Source organism: Parendozoicomonas sp. 2304DJ65-17, from assembly GCF_058148445.1.
In genome coordinates this window covers 89,491-103,864 of the sequence record NZ_JBYVJV010000010.1, presented here as the reverse complement: position 1 = coordinate 103,864, position 14,374 = coordinate 89,491, and the positions used below count along the sequence as shown (strand labels likewise).

The window sequence follows — 14,374 nt, the reverse complement described above, 5'->3', positions numbered from 1 at the left end:
AAACGTCCGCTGCTTGTTATGAATGGTTGTTATTGCTGCGACTCCACCAGATGCTTCTGGTGGCTGTACAAGCGGGAGCGCGGCATCTGCCGCAACTCCTGCTCACTCCAGGGGAGCGATTGCGCCAGCCTGCCGATCAGTTTGTGATCCTCCTGCAGGCTGGCTATCGGATCGCGGGAGGCTGGGGCCTCTTTCTGCCTTTTCCTGCTCTGGCTGGCTGCGGGCTTCGCCCATCACTTCGGCCACTGCCTCATCCATGGTGTCCTGGGTGATTAGCCCGTGACGTACCTGGGCCGCCATTTCGATCAGCAGAATGCGCTTTTCGATAGCGTCCCAGTCCAGGGTGGAGAACTTACCCGCTTCAAGGTTTCTACCTCTTACCGGCTCATGCTCCGGATGGCGGATCGCCGCGATTGCCCGCAGCGTGAGCTGGCGACGATAGAGATCCTCATTCAGCAGCAGCTTCCAGCCTTCGCGGGTTTTCACCGAGCGGGTGGCTTTCTCAATGGCGACATCCTCATCGGCGACAGAGGTCTCCTGCAGCTCTACGCTGTGATAGTTGACCTCTGAGCCGTTGACTTTGATGGGGTAGCCATCGACCAGATCCAGGCGGGTAAAGTCAGCCATTACAGCTCCTGAATCTCGCCGCAGACATCGAACTCGATATCTACTGCACCGCTGCCCAGCTCTCCCAGGGAAACCACATGGGCGTTATTGCACACCAGGCGGCGGCTTGTGCCCCAGCTTTTTCCCAGGGTGAGCTGTACATCGTTCCAGCCCCTGATCTTTTCCAGAGTAAGGTTCTCGTTATAGAGCGCCTTAGCTTTGACTTTGGGCACCACTCGCTTACCGGTGCGGTTGTGCGGGCCCTTGGTAGCGGCGACGGTTTCGCCTTCCCACCCCAGGGCGTTTTCAATAGTGACGCCTTTGGTTTCGGTCTGGATGTCTTCACTACCCACACTGATTTCCAATTCGTCGTACAGTTCCGGGCCTGCCATGTTCTCTTCCTCTTATGGCCTAAATGCGGTGAAAGACTACTGCGAGGCACCGGCCAGGAACTGGCTGGTCATCTCTGTCTGGTAGTGCTGGGTGATCAGCGTGGGCACATCCTGGATCTTCAGGCGGCCGTGAGTGTCGTCCACTTCCACCTGCAAGGTTTCGATGTAGCCGTCCATGTCCTGCATCAGGCCCGCATCGATAAAGGTCTGGTAATGACCGATCTGGAACTCCTGGCCTTTCTCGGCGGTCATGATCTTCTGACCTGGCACCGCTTTGGCCTTGGCTCCCATCTTCCAGCCCTTACCCTTGAGCAGGTATTCGGTGACGTTGAACCAGCGCCAGTACTCCAGGGTTTTCACCCAGCAGAGGTTGCGGTAGCTCATGTCATCGACGCCGATAGCGTTCTCGGTGTAGTTGGTGACCATACGATCGATATACACCCGGCCGTTGTTGGCGGTGGTAGTGCTAATGCCTTGAGCCAGCAGGACATTACGCTGGGTGTCTTCAAATACCTGGTCGGAGGTTGGAGCCAGTACGTTCACCAGTTCCATACGGCTGTGGGGGATGGCGGGATCGATCGCCGAACCTGTTTCCACCACGGCAGCAGCTGCGGCAGCAATACACCAGGCTGGAGTCGGGCTGCCATTAATGCCAATGGTGTGACCGCACTGGTGGCTGACGGTATCCGCCAGTGTGCCCAGCTGGCCGACTGTGCCGGTGAAGCAGGTGGCCATGCCAAACGACTGCATATTGTCGTGTTCCCAACGGCGGGCCATGTCGTCTTCCATCAGCCGGATGTTTGCGGCATCGGTGAACGGGTTGGCGATTTCGGTATAACGCTCGTTGACGATGGCGGCGATGGCATCAGTCAGATCGGGGGAACCGGAACCGTTGGCCATGGCTTCGATAGTGACCGCCAGACCGAGGGGCAGAGTTTCGCCCTGGTGATAGTTCACCCGGATATCGATACCGTTGCCTATTTCGCCTTTATGCCTGCAGGTGACCGTGACAGCGCCAGCGGTGGCTGCGGCTGTGACCGGCAGGCTCTTTTCGGCGGTGATTGCGGCAACGATGGCGGTGGCGATCTGTTCCACGGTGTCACCCGGCGCGACGCCGATCTGTAGCCTGATCCCGGCGATATACAGATAAATGGATCCTGCCTTGCTGGCTGCACTGGTGACGGTGATCTTACCGGTGGCTGCCTGACCGGATGAGGGTTCGGGCACCGACATGATATAGAGTGGGATATCCTTGCCAGCATTGGCGCGGGCAAACTGCCACATCAGGAAACCCATAGAGCCCTCGCCCAGTGCGGCGCGGGCTTCGGCTTCGGTCAGTACCAGCAGTGGCCGCAGTGAAGGTGCAGTGGCACCGGCCAGCGCATGACAGAGAAGCAGCAGCTGGCGGGGCATACCACGCAGGCCACGAACTGCACGACTGATGGCGATTTTCATCGCCACGCCTGGCACCAGCCAGTTAAGCGACATCAGATTGGTAATAGCCATGTTATTTTGCTTCCTTCTTAGCCGCTGGCTTTACTTCCTGAACCGGTGCTGTGAGGGATACATCGCCATCACGCACCAGGCGGTGCCAGTAGTGGTTGTAAGTAACTCGGGTGCCATCGAGAGTGACCGGCTTGCCGGATTCATCGTGCACCTTGCGACCGGTTACGGCGTAGACCGTGACCCTTTGGCCAAACCGTGGCTTGGCTGCCTGTTTGCTCATCAGTTCTCCCCCTGATCATTGCTTTTTTGAGAAACATCTATGGTGGCCTCGGCATAGGGGCCTTCATGTTCTTCCGTTGGGCGCAGCCAGACTTCGACCATATCCACCAGGTTGCCGGTGTAGGCGGGCTTGAGGCTGTATTTTTGTTTCCAGGTAATGCCCCAGAGCGCTGCGCCCTGCTTGTCGATGCCACCGGAGTACAGGTTCTGGGCGCGGAAGTTTTCCGGGTTGCTGAGACTGTGGGGCAGCTGCTCGGTGAGGGCTTTGTCCATCACGGCCAGTGCCAGCGCCTGGGCCAGATCGCCCCGACTGATCCTTTCTCGTTTGCCATCTACGACGACTGTCTGGTCTTTGCCCAAAGTGAACGCAGCAAAGGAGATGGTCTGGTAAGCCTCATCCCAGCCATCAACATTCATTACGGTGACCAGAATGCCGGGGGCTTTGGTGGAGAACCTGGCCAGCTCTTGAGGCGTGAACCGGCCATTGCACAGATCACAGTGCCAGGCTTTTTTATCTGCTGGGGTTAATGCGGCTTTCAGGGCGTCTTTAACTTCGGTTAAAGCCATGTTGAAAACGGGTTCGGTGCTCATGCGGCGCCTCCAGACTCTTGTTTTAAGAACGCAATGACTACACCTTCGAGGTCTTCCATGTTCTCGGGGCTCAGGCCGAGGTATTCCCGTGCAGAGTGGCCGGGCCTGCCGACACCTTCACCGCCATGATGCTGGATGGCGGCATAGATCAGTTCGGAGCCAACCTCTACGGCTTCGCCCTGAAGCTGGTAGGCAATGGAGTCCAGCAGGTCGCCTTTGTATTCGAGAATGCCGCCGGAGCTTTTCTTCCTTTTGCGGGCTGCCCACTCTTCTGTGAGTTCCTGCCAGGCTTCACCATCGGGGCTTTCTTTCTCTTCACTGATACGACGGCGGGTTTGTGTTTCCAGCTCTGCGCCGATCAGATCCAGCAGCTCGTCCTTTTCCAGGTGCTCCAGCTTCTCCAGCTTCTCCAGAAATTCCAAAGGAATGTTCAGCTCGCTGGCGTCGTATTCGAGAGTGGTGCCCGCCATTACAGAACACCCCCAAGAGAGTCGCGGGAAAGGCGACGGGGTTGCCCTTTGATCAGCACGGCACCCTGGTTGTTGGTGGTTGCCTTCTCGGCATCGGGCAGGCCGAGATCGGCTTTGCCCTGGGCGATGCTTTCCAGCAGGTTGATACCCTGCTTGTATCGCTCTTTGATGGAATCCGAGAGGGTGGTGTCGCTGGCCAGATGGTAAGCGGCCAGATTGACGGCCACACGGTTGAGCAGTTTCGGCACGGACGACAGCGGCAGTGCATAACGTTTGGTAAGCCGGGAATTGATTTCGGCGGTGGCATCCTCCAGGGCACGATCAACTGCAGCGCTGTCTATGACACCGTTGTCGTTGTCCCATGCCAGGCTTTCCACGGTGTCCTGGGTAAGACGGTTGATCATGTCCTGTTGGGTGGCGTACATGCTTTTACTCCGTCCTTACTCGACGTTCAGCTCTACGACCAGGTTGCGGTCGTCTTCCATGCGCTCGTACTGTTCCTGGGTGAGGTTGAACGTTGCGCCCTGGTGAGGGATATGGAAGCCGCACCGGTAAAAGCCGCTTTTGGGAACGGCTTTGACGAATACGGGGATGGTGTTGTCTTCCTGGTCGTCTTCCTGAGAAGAGGAAGGCACTTCTTCTTTTTCGCCCTCATTTGAGGGAGTAAAACCAGAAGCTTGATCTTCACCGGAGCCTTGCTCCTCTTCCTGAGAAGCATTAGGAGCAAGTACAGCTTCAGCCTTCAAAATATTGGCAACCAGCTCAGGCTTGTTACCGGATGTCGGGAACGGAGCGTCCAGACCAGCGTTTAAAGTTTTCAACAGATTTTTCAACTTTGGAGCTGTAAGACTTTCCAGTTCTTCTTTTCTGCTCATGGCCTTTGTCCTGGTTGATTTTGATTCTGGTCAGTTGGTTGTGCTGTCACTGACAAATCCCCAGTTAAGGGGCATATATAAAGGAGGGCTTTAAAAGGCCCCGATCTGGGTTCAGCCATCCAGATCGGGGGCGCTCAGTTGAGCAGGGCCTGCTGTCCTTAGCGGGCGAAAGAACATCAATCAAGGTAAGGGGAGACAACCACCTCACTCTTGTTGTAGTTAATGTTTCCGCCGCCTTCTGGAAGGGTGGAAACCTTTACAATTTTTTCAGCGGCCGATTCGTCTCGGTTTCCAACTACCAGAGTCACACCACGGCAATTCAGCTTTTTATTGCCGTCAGTTTTCATGCTCTGCAGCATTGTGCGAGCCTTCTCGTAATTCTCTGGAGTCAGAGGTACACGGGCCGCAACAGCTAGTTGTGGGAATGAGAAACCAACATTGAAACGACAGTCCGCACCATACAGAAACTCTTTTTTCATAAAGACATGATCTGAATTGTTTGGATCTACCTTGGTAACAAACTGCAGTTTTTCCCGTTCCTGGAAAATCACCGGTTTGATGACTTTAGATGTATCCATCAGGAACCAAGGCGGTACACGATCTTCAGGGTTAGCCGGATCGAGAATATTGGAGTAGGTAGTTGCTGCGCCAGTTCCGTCGACATTAGGGAATATCGGGTGGTCTGTATCAAAGTAATACTGGCCGTCATGACATTCAGAGTTAAAACCAGCAGGAAGCAACCCAAAAGAATGCTCATCACGAACCATCATCCCTTCTTCGCCCATCGCTTCAAAGATGGTTCCGTAAACACCATATTCATCATCAGTTATTTCATTACGACCAATACCCACGGTGGACTCGAAATCTTCATTCTCAATTTCGTAACCATGCGCAACCATTTTCTTGATCAATCGATCTCCCACCCACTTACGAAACCCTGGGAACTTACTTAACCAGCCGTAAGTATTACTGCGAGTCGAACTCGGAATCACAGTTGCGATTTTTTTGTATTGGGGCTTTGCCCGTTCCAGACCTTTCTGGAAGTTCGCTTTGTACCCAGTGAACATGGCACTGAGTACTGATGGTGTAATGTTTGGCATGTGGGTTCTCCGTTGCCTTAAAAGTGTTTGATCTGGTTAATCTTTGGCAGCGAGGAACTGCTCTTCAGTCAACCCGGTGGCATGACAGATAGCCAGCTCATCCTCATTGAGCTTTGTCTGATTGTTGTCGCCTTCTGGCTTCTTACCACCTACACCATCATCAGTGCTGACCACCTGAGGCGCGGTCTTTACCAGATCCCGGAAGTTCGCCATGCCACCTTCCTGCTGACACATGGCCAGGTAGTGCTTCTTGTTGGCTGGCGCGATCTTGCCGTCTGCAATGGCTGTATCCACTTCGGCTTCGATCTCTTTGCCTTGGTACTCCTTCAGCTTTGTTTCTGCTGAGGTGGCACGGTTGAGCGCGAGTTCGTGAGTGGCCATAGGTACGAACTCTTTACCGTCTGGATTTTCAGCACGGTTGAGTGCGACCTGGTGTTCGTTCTTGAGGGTGCCAATGGCCTGCACTGCTTCGGCTTCGTTGGCGTCTTCTTTCAGACCGAGGGCCTGACGGATTGCGGCTGGCAGACTCATGTCGTCAGCACCTCCTGGTTGTGGTTGGTTCTGGTGATTGAGCGCCGGAAGTTCCGGCAGGTTCTGGGTGTTGGTGAGGCCAACGGATTTGATAGAACGCACATTGCCTTGCTTGTCCCAGTAAAAAGCCGGGCTGTAGTAGCGATAGGCTTTGCCTTCGATTAACTGACGACCGCTGTCGTTCCAGTCCACTTGCCCCCAGATCTCGCCGTTGATCACTTCCAGCGCTGACAACTTGATCCAGCCCTGGGCGGGTGCTGCTTCTCCCTTGGGGCCTTTGAGTTCGGTGGCGTGTTCGATGTCGATGGGAATATCCCGGCCAATGCTGCGGGTCAGTTCGATGACCGCTTCAGGGCTTGGGTTATTCCAGGAACGGCCATCGAGGCCACCAAACTGACCGGCGGGGATCAGCTGGAGTTTTTCCGGCAGGGTGTTGGTTTCGGTGATCTGGAAATTCAATGCCAGGAAAGCCGGTTCCTGTTGGGAGCCAGCTTCGTGGTTGAGTGCGACCTCCAAGGATGGAGGAAGTGCTGAAATCGTCGGGAACGATTTCAGTGCGAGGGCCGTTGGTGTCTGTACGTTTTTATCCATACCGCCAGATTACGGCGGTATGGGGAGGGGTTGGGTTTAAAGGGTTTTAGTGGTGTTGAGCCCTTACGGGGTAAGGTTCTTGCGCACCTGGGCAAGGTAGCCGGGCACGGGTTCGCAGCTGCTGGAAGATCCGCCGCACTGTACACAGGCAAAGGTGGCATCGGCAGCTTGGGCCAGTGGGGTGCGGTAGTAGTGTTCGTTCAGCTCACTGATCCACTGTTGCAGCTGTTTAATATCGTTCCTGATTTCACCGTACTGGGTGGTGCATTCCTTTATCTGTTCATTGCTGGCAGTGGGGCCGTAGTGCTGCTGGATCTTCTGGCCGGTGGTGTAGAAGAGTTCGATCTGGTTGGTGATGTCGGTGACATAGGCCGGATCATCTGCCGTAGTGTTTGCGGCTTCTTTTGCCTGGTCGGTGCAGCCAGTGAGCAGCAGGGCTCCTATAAGAAGGTATAACGGGCGGGTGAGTGGTTTCATTGTGTTTATTCACCTCCTTTGTCATTTGTTGGCAGTCTGATACACCGCAAAGGGTTTTAAAAGCGTTTTAAAAAGCTCTGTGGGCGTTTTTTGTGGTGTGGGTAGTATCGTCGGAGGGGTGAAAGCCCTCAGAGGGGCTTAGAGGGCGTTATGGGGAGCTTTCCCGAATCTGCCTTAAAAGTCTTTGAAAGTGATCATTTGAGTTCACCAGGTTAAATACGTGTTGTTTTAAAGCTTCCTCATCCTCAAACAGTGCTGGCTCTATTTCTGCACTGATATTTGATACGGCTGGTTTCTTGCCCCAGTCCAGCTTCATACTTACATTTATCAGGCGATCCTGGCGCTGTACTGGTTCTTCAATTTGATAAAGGCGGATGGTTCCTTTGATTCGTTTTCCCTCGACTGAGATTTTGTAATCAGTCCATTCATATTCCCAGCCGTTTACTGCTTGATCCATATAAGCCTCCCAAAGAAAACCCCGACCGAAGCCGGGGTCTGTAACACCCTGTTTACTACATGGAGCGTTCCGTGCTCACAGTTTTCAGGTTAGTCGGTGTATAGAAGGGGGAAGAATTAAATGGTCGTAGTGGGCTACGGGAGAGCCGGTTACTCACCGCCATCGGCGATATAGGCTTCCCAGACATCGCCGAAGCGCTGCCGGTCTTCCCCTTTGGTTTTGCGTTCAAGGGCTTCCAGCTGGTCGTTGATGTCTTCCGGCCAGGGCTGGGCTGCCACCAGGTTGATAGCCTGTTGCAGTGGGCTGAGTTCGGTTCCTGGTTCCGCTATATAAACAGGTGCTGTCATTGCTTTTGTCTCTAACGGGCTTTGGCGCGGCGGCCGGTGACTTCCGTCGCTCTTTTCAGTGTAGTTTCTATGAACTCGGCGGCGGCCGGGTTCCACTTTCTCACACCTTCAGGATCAATATACCAAGCGGTGAAGTGTTCGGCGAACCACTCTTTATGGTTGGTGCGGCTGTACTCGGTGAGATCACTGGTGCGGTTAATACCTGGGAACCTTGGCGCTCCACCCCAGAAGTGAACCTGGTGGCCGACTTCATGTATCCAGGTGGTAACGATCTGCTCTTGGCCTGCTGCCCCTACAGCATCGGACACTGACCAGTGGCGGTAGATGTAGTTGTCTTCACTGCGGGGAACATAACCGCTGGCCGGTGGTGAGTAGATCTTCCTGGGGCCGTTGTTATTGGTTGCGGAGTCCAGCACCTTGGCGGTCGCCTGCCGGATCTTGTCGGTTTCCGCCTTCACCAGGTTACTGCTGGCTTTGGCCTTTACCATTACCAGGTCGTTATTGGCACGGGTGAAGCCGTTGGTTCTGGTCATGCCTTTACGCCTGCCAAACTGTCGCCAGGCTTCATCGGCAGATACGCCCAGATAATCAGCCACCTGGTTGTGCAGGCTGACATTGCGCATAGCTTTGGAGCCGCCGAGTTCTGTGGCCTTGGCGAATACAGTTTTAATCGGGTGAACTTTCAAGAACTCATCGAAGGCCCGGCGGGTTTGCTCGGTGCCCAGTTCGTTGATGATGCGGTTGATCTGCTCACCGTTGACATTCTTGACCGTGGAGAATGGTTCTGGCGCGGTGACTTCCTTTTTAGGTAGAGGTTGTTTTAAGGCTTTTTTAACGGCCTTTTGTTTGGCGTTTGTAGTGTTTGAAAGCTGCTTTAAACGCATTTTACCAGGGTTGTAATCCCAGCCCGGATCGATGCCCACTGGCACCTGTTCAACGACACCGGTGCGCTTATTGATAAATTCCCGGCGCTTGATGCGGGGTGGTTTGGTGCTGATCCTGCCCTGGGCTTTGAGGCGTTCGTATTCCCGTTTGCTGACCTGGCGCACGCGACACTTGCAACCCCAGCCATTGCTGGGCATGTGGGTTTGCCAGAACGGATGATCCACCGGCAGGCAGATCCCCTGCCACTTGAGGTGATCGGCACGGTGTTCTTTGCTGGGCCCGATCTCGTAAAGCAAATAAGGGTGGCTCTTCTGGTTGCGCTCGATGCGCTGCCACTGACCGTGGGCGCGGGCTGTTCTGAGGTTGGTGTCGTAGATCACCTGTAACCGGCGGGGGCTGCCCAGCTGCACCAGCTTGTTCTTGCCGGTGACCGGATCACGCATTTCCTTTATACCCCACCACCCTTTATCAACCAGCTTGGGCTTGAGCTGATTTTTAAAGGTCTGGAAGGTTTGGCCACTGTCGAGGGCGTCCAGCAGTTCGGAGTGGATATCTTGCAGGATATCCAGCTGGGTGGCTTTGGCGACGGTGAAAGCGACCTGGTGTTCGTGCTTCCAGACTTCCCGGTGATCAAACGACGGCTTTAGTTTTTTGTTGATCAGAAAGTCGGTGACTTCCTTGGGGGGCTGGCTGGGGAACTTGAAGCCGGGCATCAGTTGCCCGCCTCTTCACTCTTTTCGGTGCTGCTTTCATCACTGGCACCCATACCCCGCGCAAGGAATGTGCCTCGGGCCAGAGACTGGAACAGTTTGTCGGCGGGCAGATCGCCGCTCTCCACCATCTTGACCAGTTCGGCCAGGAACTCTTCGTAAGAGTCGCTTTCCTCTAAAACCTTTTGAATCGGGTCGATGATCTCTTCCATGACCGGCTGCCATTCGTCCAGCATGGTGTCGCGGATCTCGATCAGGCTTTGATCGTCGTCTGGTTCACTGAAATCGTTCCCGACGACTCCTGCACTTCCACCATCCCTGGCGGTCGGTTGAGCGTTCAAAGCCAGTGCCAGGGAATGGTTGAGGGCGGGTGTGTCCTGGTTGTCTGGGCTTTGTTGTTGTGGAGCCTGACCGAGAGGGTGCAAGAGCTTCGCGCCTTTGGCAGGTTCAGCTATGCCGAACTTGTCCTGCACATGGCTCATAGGAACTTCTACGCCACGATCAATAAGAGGAGCCAAGGCATCGGCATAAGATTTGAGATCTTCCGGTTCCACTATCTTCAGGCAGATGCGTGGGTAGTTTTTCTGCTGGCCGAAATTGAAATCGATAAACCAGCGCACCAAGGTTTCGTTGAGGGTGTTGGCCAGTTGCCGGGCGTCGTCGGTCTGGATATCCCGGCGCACTTCGTTATGCACTTCGGCCTGACTGCGGCTGGAGCCATTGTCGGCGGTCATGGTCTGGCCGAGTACGGCTTTGCTGATCTGGCTGTCGGCAAAGTCGGCCATGGTTTTGAACAGGTTATCGCCGCCGGTTGCCTTGCCGGTTTCGATCAGCTCCAGTTTCATGCTGTCGGGAATGGCGGCCCCAGCATCGCTGGCAATATTGGCGATGGCATTGACCAGAGTTTCGATCTCTGGATCTGTAGCGTTGGGGCCGTACTTGCCCACCCGGATCGGCATGCCAAACAGTTCGGCAAAGGCCCACCAGTCTTTGAGGGTGTAACCCTTGAGCATGTACATGGTGGCTGCCAGACGGGCGAGGCCGTTGCGGATTGGCAGGCCGCTTTTGAGTTTGGGTTTGTGGATGATGTACTTGTAGGGCTCCAGCTCACGGCCTTCTACGGTGTGATCATCGTGCCGCAGTTCCTGCCCGGTTTCCCGGTCAAACTTGAAGAAGCGCGGATCGGCCCATTTGTAGGCTTTGGGTTTCCAGGTGCTGGAGGTATCCCACTGGAGTTCGACCACACTGACGCCTTTGCCAAGGCCATCCAGCAGATCGAACAGGCAGTCGGAGAACTGGGGTGCGCGGATCAGATCCCGCACGGCTTCGGCCAGTTTCTGGTCTTTCTCATCTTCGCTGGCCGCTTCTACGGTTGGCTCAATGCCACTGACCGCCAGCTTACGGGTGCGGATCTGGGCACCATAGTGGGGATCTCGCTCCTCCATCTCTTCTGCGAGGATCAGATAATCTTCGGCATCCCCTTCAATGGCATTGCGCAACAGGGCCGACATGCGCTCAGGAGTGAGGGCCGAGGCCACGGAGTAACCCGGTGACGCCTGCCGGATACCGGTTAAGGTGGCGCGGGTGATGTGCTCGGCCAGCTGGGTTTTGTTGGGCTTCTGGTAGCCTTTGCCGGTGTTCGGATCGAGGATAACTGATTCGTTGGTGTCCATTTACCAGATGCCTCCTTCTCGGTTTCTAGTTCCCCGACTGGTTCTTATGGTGCGTTTGTAGGGGTCGGTGTTGGCGCTTGGTTTTTTGACTGGGGTGTAGGCGTATTCGGTGGTGTCCATGTTGCTGGCAGACCAGGCCATGCACAGAGAGATTGCAGAGTCACCATGGCGCTGGGCGGCCTTGGTGCTGCCGGTGTTGCCTTCGGGTACTCGCGGAATGCCCTTGATCACCTGAATGGCCCGCAGATCGGCGAGCACATCTTTGTCTTTGGGGATGCAGATTGAGCCATCTTCGAAAGCGGCCTTGAGGGGTGGCATGTTTTCCAGATACCACGCTTGGCTGATCATCACTTCTTCGATCAGGCCGGAGCCGTAACGGTAGCGGGCCTGTTCTGCCAGATACTGGCCATTACCTCTGGCGTCCAGCTTGCCGCCAGAGAGACGGGGCAACCGATCGCCTATATAAAAGAGGGCCTGTTCCTGCTGCTTGAATGGCACATTGCGCAGCTCCAGCTGGAAGGGACAGCGCCTGACCAGATCCTGCCCTTCTGCCAGAGGGGTGATCACAGTCAAGTCACCAGTTCGGCCAAAGTCTTCCCCGAAAAAGTGTTTTAAATCCGGGTTAAGGTTTTCTAAAAGTGGTTTTACATGCTCTTCTAACCACTCCTGCATCTCGGCATGGCGCTGGTGTTCTGGCCAGCTGTTGAACTCGCTGGAACCTTCAAAGTGCAGCACCGGATATTCGGCAGACATGCAGCTCTCGATCAGTACCCGGCTCATATAGGAACCGCCGGATGCTTTCGGCACACAGAAGTACTCTTCCAGTGCGTCGTCTTCTGTGGCGGTATTTTTGAGCAGTTCCTCTTTCCACTCGGCCTGCTTCTGTGGGCTCCACTCCTGACCGCTAACCATACAGATGCGCTTATAAAGGCCATCGGCCAGTGCATCGTCCAGGGTGATGCGATGGATGCTGTAGTCTTTCTTTCCGGCCCTGCTGTCTTCAATCAGTTCATTGAAGAGGTTGTCCACGCCGTTGTGGGTGGAGATCAGGCGTACCTTTGCGCCCCACATGGTTAAGGCCAGCGCGGCCTTGAGTACTTCGGCCAGCCGATCGTGGAAGGCTGCTTCGTCTATGGTGACGTTGCCCTGCATGCCCCGCAGGTTTTTGGGTGAGCTGGAGAGCGCCTGAACCTTGAAACCGGAGGCAGGGAAATAAACGACAAACGTTAGGATTTCGTTGTCGCCGTTGTCGTCCAGGAAGATCTCTTCCTGCACTTCGGCTGCGGCTTTGTCGAATGCTTGGGCCCACATGGCCACGGCTTCGATAAACTCCCGCGCCATCTCTTTGTTAGAGCCCACATAAAAGTGGTTACGACCGCCAGCCTCTTTGGCCGCTGCGGCCGTTAATGTTGCGTCTGCCGCTTCTGCCCAGGTGATACCGGTTCGCCGTGACTTCTCCGCAATCTTGAGCGGGGATTCGTCGGCTATCCAGTGTTGCTGGTAGGGAAGGAGGACGGAATCAGGCGTTTGCATACTGAATTCTGTATGCCTCGCGCTGATAGAGTTGTGCTGTCGCATCCTGACGGGAGAACTCGATACCGGCCTCTTTGGAGTACTTCTCCTCGTTCAGGCAGTGAGCCTCGCCGATGATCTTGTGGCCAGTCTTTAACGACATGACACAGATCGTGCTCATGTCCCGAAAGATGAACTCTTCATCTTCGATCAGGTTCTCAATGTGGGCGTGGTCAAAGTCCAGGGCCATGATGATCTCCTTATGCAATGCCAAGAATTTCTTTCTTGATGCTGGTAATGGTTGAGGCTGTCATGCCGCGATTGGCAAGGGCTTGTTCAGCTGCTGTTGCTGCTTCCTCGGCAACGGCCTGGCGGATCTCCTTTTCGCGCTTGTGGCGAACACTGTCTGCTTGTTCGATGCGGTTGATTGCCAGAGCAACCTGGTTCAGGTGCTTGGGGTCGATCGGCTTGCCTGACTCTGCAGCTGTAAGGGTGAGATCGAATGCCAGGGTGCGGACGGTTTCGATAATGACTTTGCTGACATCCCCGCCGGGGGCTTCACCCAGTTGCGCCACTACGGCGTCGGCCGCTTCACGGCTCTGGCGGATATGCTGGGCGTGTTGCTCCAACCTGACAGCGTAACGGCTGAGGCCGCTTTTGCTGATTGTCTCTGCACCCGCTCCCTGGCAGAGGGCGTTAACCTCTTCCAGAATCTCCTGCTGGCTGATGCCACCATCGCGCAGCATCAGGTGCAGGCGGTCTTTTATGTCCTGGGGGAGCTTATCGACCTTGGAAGGTTTACCCCGGCGTTTAGTCTCGGTCATGGATTACCCCTTGGGGCTTGGACGTTTTACACCTGGGGCAGTGGCGTTGCCTTGGGCAACATCGGCACCACGTTGGGAAAGGGTGGCCACCAGAATGCCAGAGACATTCTCGATGGTGACCAACTCCTGCTCTTCCAGCCAGCTCAGACGGGTACGCACGGCATCGCGGCTTATGTTGTGCCCAAAGACGCCAAGAATGCTGTGCAAAATAGAATCGTTAGCCTGATAGCCGGGCTGGCTGTGCAGCTCCCGCAGGATCACCAGACGCTGGTCTTCTGTTAGCAGACTCTGGTAGCTCACATTATTTCCCTTTGTTTAACAGGTGTTGATGGATGGTTTGCAGGAGGTTGTTCTGGGCTGAAATTTTGCTCTCCAAACCACTGACTGTTTCCTTAACAGATGACAGATCCTCATGGGTTAGCAGGTTTTCATGCTTGGTTTCGAGATCTTGCACCCGCTTGTCCAGATCACTGATCGCTTGGGTGTTGTCCTGTTTGCCTCGTGTTAAAAACAGCCAGGCAGCCACCAGAATGGTGATGGCCCACTGGATCACATCCAGCCAAAAACGCAGGGCGGAATAATCCACGCCATTAACTTCCTCTGGCACT

Annotated in this window: 20 protein-coding genes; all 20 read right to left on the bottom strand. The window is 55.1% G+C overall.

What is annotated here, in order from left to right; translation table 11 throughout:
• Positions 1–102: 102 nt before the first annotated feature.
• The 20 genes from ACY2RR_RS20500 to ACY2RR_RS20405 all read right to left on the bottom strand — a co-directional run bounded on the left by ACY2RR_RS20500 (position 103) and on the right by ACY2RR_RS20405 (position 14,373).
• Positions 103–627, bottom strand: a complete 525-nt coding sequence (locus ACY2RR_RS20500) for a hypothetical protein (RefSeq protein WP_490110052.1) — start codon at positions 625–627, stop codon at positions 103–105.
• Positions 627–998 (bottom strand): hypothetical protein, encoded by a 372-nt coding sequence (locus ACY2RR_RS20495; protein WP_490110051.1) that lies wholly within the window; start codon positions 996–998, stop codon positions 627–629. The genes ACY2RR_RS20500 and ACY2RR_RS20495 overlap by 1 nt, the downstream gene beginning before the upstream one ends.
• Before the next feature lie 36 nt (positions 999–1,034).
• Positions 1,035–2,504: a phage tail sheath subtilisin-like domain-containing protein gene (locus tag ACY2RR_RS20490; RefSeq protein WP_490110050.1), complete on the bottom strand. Its 1,470-nt coding sequence runs from the start codon at positions 2,502–2,504 to the stop codon at positions 1,035–1,037.
• 1 nt (position 2,505) lies between these two features.
• Entirely contained in the window at positions 2,506–2,724 is a 219-nt protein-coding gene (locus ACY2RR_RS20485; protein ID WP_490110049.1) for a hypothetical protein, read from the bottom strand.
• Positions 2,724–3,314 carry a hypothetical protein gene (locus tag ACY2RR_RS20480; RefSeq protein ID WP_490110048.1) on the bottom strand — a complete coding sequence of 197 codons (591 nt, stop codon included), beginning with the start codon at positions 3,312–3,314 and terminating at the stop codon, positions 2,724–2,726. Before ACY2RR_RS20480 ends, ACY2RR_RS20485 begins: the two co-directional genes overlap by 1 nt.
• Positions 3,311–3,784 (bottom strand): phage virion morphogenesis protein, encoded by a 474-nt coding sequence (locus ACY2RR_RS20475; protein ID WP_490110047.1) that lies wholly within the window; start codon positions 3,782–3,784, stop codon positions 3,311–3,313. The genes ACY2RR_RS20480 and ACY2RR_RS20475 overlap by 4 nt, the downstream gene beginning before the upstream one ends.
• On the bottom strand, positions 3,784–4,209 hold the full coding sequence (locus tag ACY2RR_RS20470) for a gp436 family protein (RefSeq protein WP_490110046.1): 426 nt from the start codon (positions 4,207–4,209) through the stop codon (positions 3,784–3,786). Before ACY2RR_RS20470 ends, ACY2RR_RS20475 begins: the two co-directional genes overlap by 1 nt.
• Positions 4,210–4,224: 15 nt before the next feature.
• Positions 4,225–4,659 carry an SAP domain-containing protein gene (locus tag ACY2RR_RS20465; protein ID WP_490110045.1) on the bottom strand — a complete coding sequence of 145 codons (435 nt, stop codon included), beginning with the start codon at positions 4,657–4,659 and terminating at the stop codon, positions 4,225–4,227.
• Positions 4,660–4,835: 176 nt separating this feature from the next.
• Entirely contained in the window at positions 4,836–5,759 is a 924-nt protein-coding gene (locus ACY2RR_RS20460) for a Mu-like prophage major head subunit gpT family protein (protein ID WP_490110044.1), read from the bottom strand.
• A 36-nt stretch (positions 5,760–5,795) separates the two neighbouring features.
• Positions 5,796–6,806 (bottom strand): phage protease, encoded by a 1,011-nt coding sequence (locus ACY2RR_RS20455; protein WP_490110043.1) that lies wholly within the window; start codon positions 6,804–6,806, stop codon positions 5,796–5,798.
• 138 nt (positions 6,807–6,944) lie between these two features.
• A complete protein-coding gene (locus ACY2RR_RS20450; protein WP_490110042.1) occupies positions 6,945–7,358 on the bottom strand; it encodes a hypothetical protein in 414 nt (137 codons plus the stop codon).
• 148 nt (positions 7,359–7,506) lie between these two features.
• On the bottom strand, positions 7,507–7,815 hold the full coding sequence (locus ACY2RR_RS20445) for a hypothetical protein (protein WP_490110041.1): 309 nt from the start codon (positions 7,813–7,815) through the stop codon (positions 7,507–7,509).
• 149 nt (positions 7,816–7,964) lie between these two features.
• Positions 7,965–8,162 (bottom strand): hypothetical protein, encoded by a 198-nt coding sequence (locus ACY2RR_RS20440; RefSeq protein ID WP_490110040.1) that lies wholly within the window; start codon positions 8,160–8,162, stop codon positions 7,965–7,967.
• 11 nt (positions 8,163–8,173) lie between these two features.
• Positions 8,174–9,760, bottom strand: a complete 1,587-nt coding sequence (locus ACY2RR_RS20435) for a phage minor head protein (RefSeq protein ID WP_490110039.1) — start codon at positions 9,758–9,760, stop codon at positions 8,174–8,176.
• Positions 9,760–11,430: a DUF935 domain-containing protein gene (locus ACY2RR_RS20430; RefSeq protein ID WP_490110038.1), complete on the bottom strand. Its 1,671-nt coding sequence runs from the start codon at positions 11,428–11,430 to the stop codon at positions 9,760–9,762. The genes ACY2RR_RS20435 and ACY2RR_RS20430 overlap by 1 nt, the downstream gene beginning before the upstream one ends.
• Complete coding sequence (locus ACY2RR_RS20425; protein WP_490110037.1) at positions 11,431–13,008, bottom strand: hypothetical protein; 1,578 nt, start codon at positions 13,006–13,008, stop codon at positions 11,431–11,433. It lies immediately after the preceding gene.
• A complete protein-coding gene (locus ACY2RR_RS20420; RefSeq protein ID WP_490110036.1) occupies positions 12,950–13,192 on the bottom strand; it encodes a Gp49 family protein in 243 nt (80 codons plus the stop codon). Before ACY2RR_RS20420 ends, ACY2RR_RS20425 begins: the two co-directional genes overlap by 59 nt.
• A gap of 10 nt (positions 13,193–13,202) precedes the next feature.
• A complete protein-coding gene (locus ACY2RR_RS20415; RefSeq protein ID WP_490110035.1) occupies positions 13,203–13,766 on the bottom strand; it encodes a DUF3486 family protein in 564 nt (187 codons plus the stop codon).
• Positions 13,767–13,769: 3 nt separating this feature from the next.
• Positions 13,770–14,066 (bottom strand): VpaChn25_0724 family phage protein, encoded by a 297-nt coding sequence (locus tag ACY2RR_RS20410; RefSeq protein ID WP_490110034.1) that lies wholly within the window; start codon positions 14,064–14,066, stop codon positions 13,770–13,772.
• Position 14,067: 1 nt separating this feature from the next.
• The gene (locus ACY2RR_RS20405; protein WP_490110033.1) at positions 14,068–14,373 is read right to left on the bottom strand and encodes a DUF2730 family protein; all 306 of its coding nucleotides are present in this window, start codon (positions 14,371–14,373) and stop codon (positions 14,068–14,070) included.
• Position 14,374 lies beyond the last annotated feature (1 nt).

Coding starts and splice junctions, on each gene's coding strand:
- ACY2RR_RS20500 (WP_490110052.1), bottom strand. CDS start 627: ATGGCTGACTTTACCCGCCTGGATCTGGTCGATGGCTACCCCATCAAA.
- ACY2RR_RS20495 (WP_490110051.1), bottom strand. CDS start 998: ATGGCAGGCCCGGAACTGTACGACGAATTGGAAATCAGTGTGGGTAGT.
- ACY2RR_RS20490 (WP_490110050.1), bottom strand. CDS start 2,504: ATGGCTATTACCAATCTGATGTCGCTTAACTGGCTGGTGCCAGGCGTG.
- ACY2RR_RS20485 (WP_490110049.1), bottom strand. CDS start 2,724: ATGAGCAAACAGGCAGCCAAGCCACGGTTTGGCCAAAGGGTCACGGTC.
- ACY2RR_RS20480 (WP_490110048.1), bottom strand. CDS start 3,314: ATGAGCACCGAACCCGTTTTCAACATGGCTTTAACCGAAGTTAAAGAC.
- ACY2RR_RS20475 (WP_490110047.1), bottom strand. CDS start 3,784: ATGGCGGGCACCACTCTCGAATACGACGCCAGCGAGCTGAACATTCCT.
- ACY2RR_RS20470 (WP_490110046.1), bottom strand. CDS start 4,209: ATGTACGCCACCCAACAGGACATGATCAACCGTCTTACCCAGGACACC.
- ACY2RR_RS20465 (WP_490110045.1), bottom strand. CDS start 4,659: ATGAGCAGAAAAGAAGAACTGGAAAGTCTTACAGCTCCAAAGTTGAAA.
- ACY2RR_RS20460 (WP_490110044.1), bottom strand. CDS start 5,759: ATGCCAAACATTACACCATCAGTACTCAGTGCCATGTTCACTGGGTAC.
- ACY2RR_RS20450 (WP_490110042.1), bottom strand. CDS start 7,358: ATGAAACCACTCACCCGCCCGTTATACCTTCTTATAGGAGCCCTGCTG.
- ACY2RR_RS20445 (WP_490110041.1), bottom strand. CDS start 7,815: ATGGATCAAGCAGTAAACGGCTGGGAATATGAATGGACTGATTACAAA.
- ACY2RR_RS20440 (WP_490110040.1), bottom strand. CDS start 8,162: ATGACAGCACCTGTTTATATAGCGGAACCAGGAACCGAACTCAGCCCA.
- ACY2RR_RS20435 (WP_490110039.1), bottom strand. CDS start 9,760: ATGCCCGGCTTCAAGTTCCCCAGCCAGCCCCCCAAGGAAGTCACCGAC.
- ACY2RR_RS20430 (WP_490110038.1), bottom strand. CDS start 11,430: ATGGACACCAACGAATCAGTTATCCTCGATCCGAACACCGGCAAAGGC.
- ACY2RR_RS20425 (WP_490110037.1), bottom strand. CDS start 13,008: ATGCGACAGCACAACTCTATCAGCGCGAGGCATACAGAATTCAGTATG.
- ACY2RR_RS20420 (WP_490110036.1), bottom strand. CDS start 13,192: ATGGCCCTGGACTTTGACCACGCCCACATTGAGAACCTGATCGAAGAT.
- ACY2RR_RS20415 (WP_490110035.1), bottom strand. CDS start 13,766: ATGACCGAGACTAAACGCCGGGGTAAACCTTCCAAGGTCGATAAGCTC.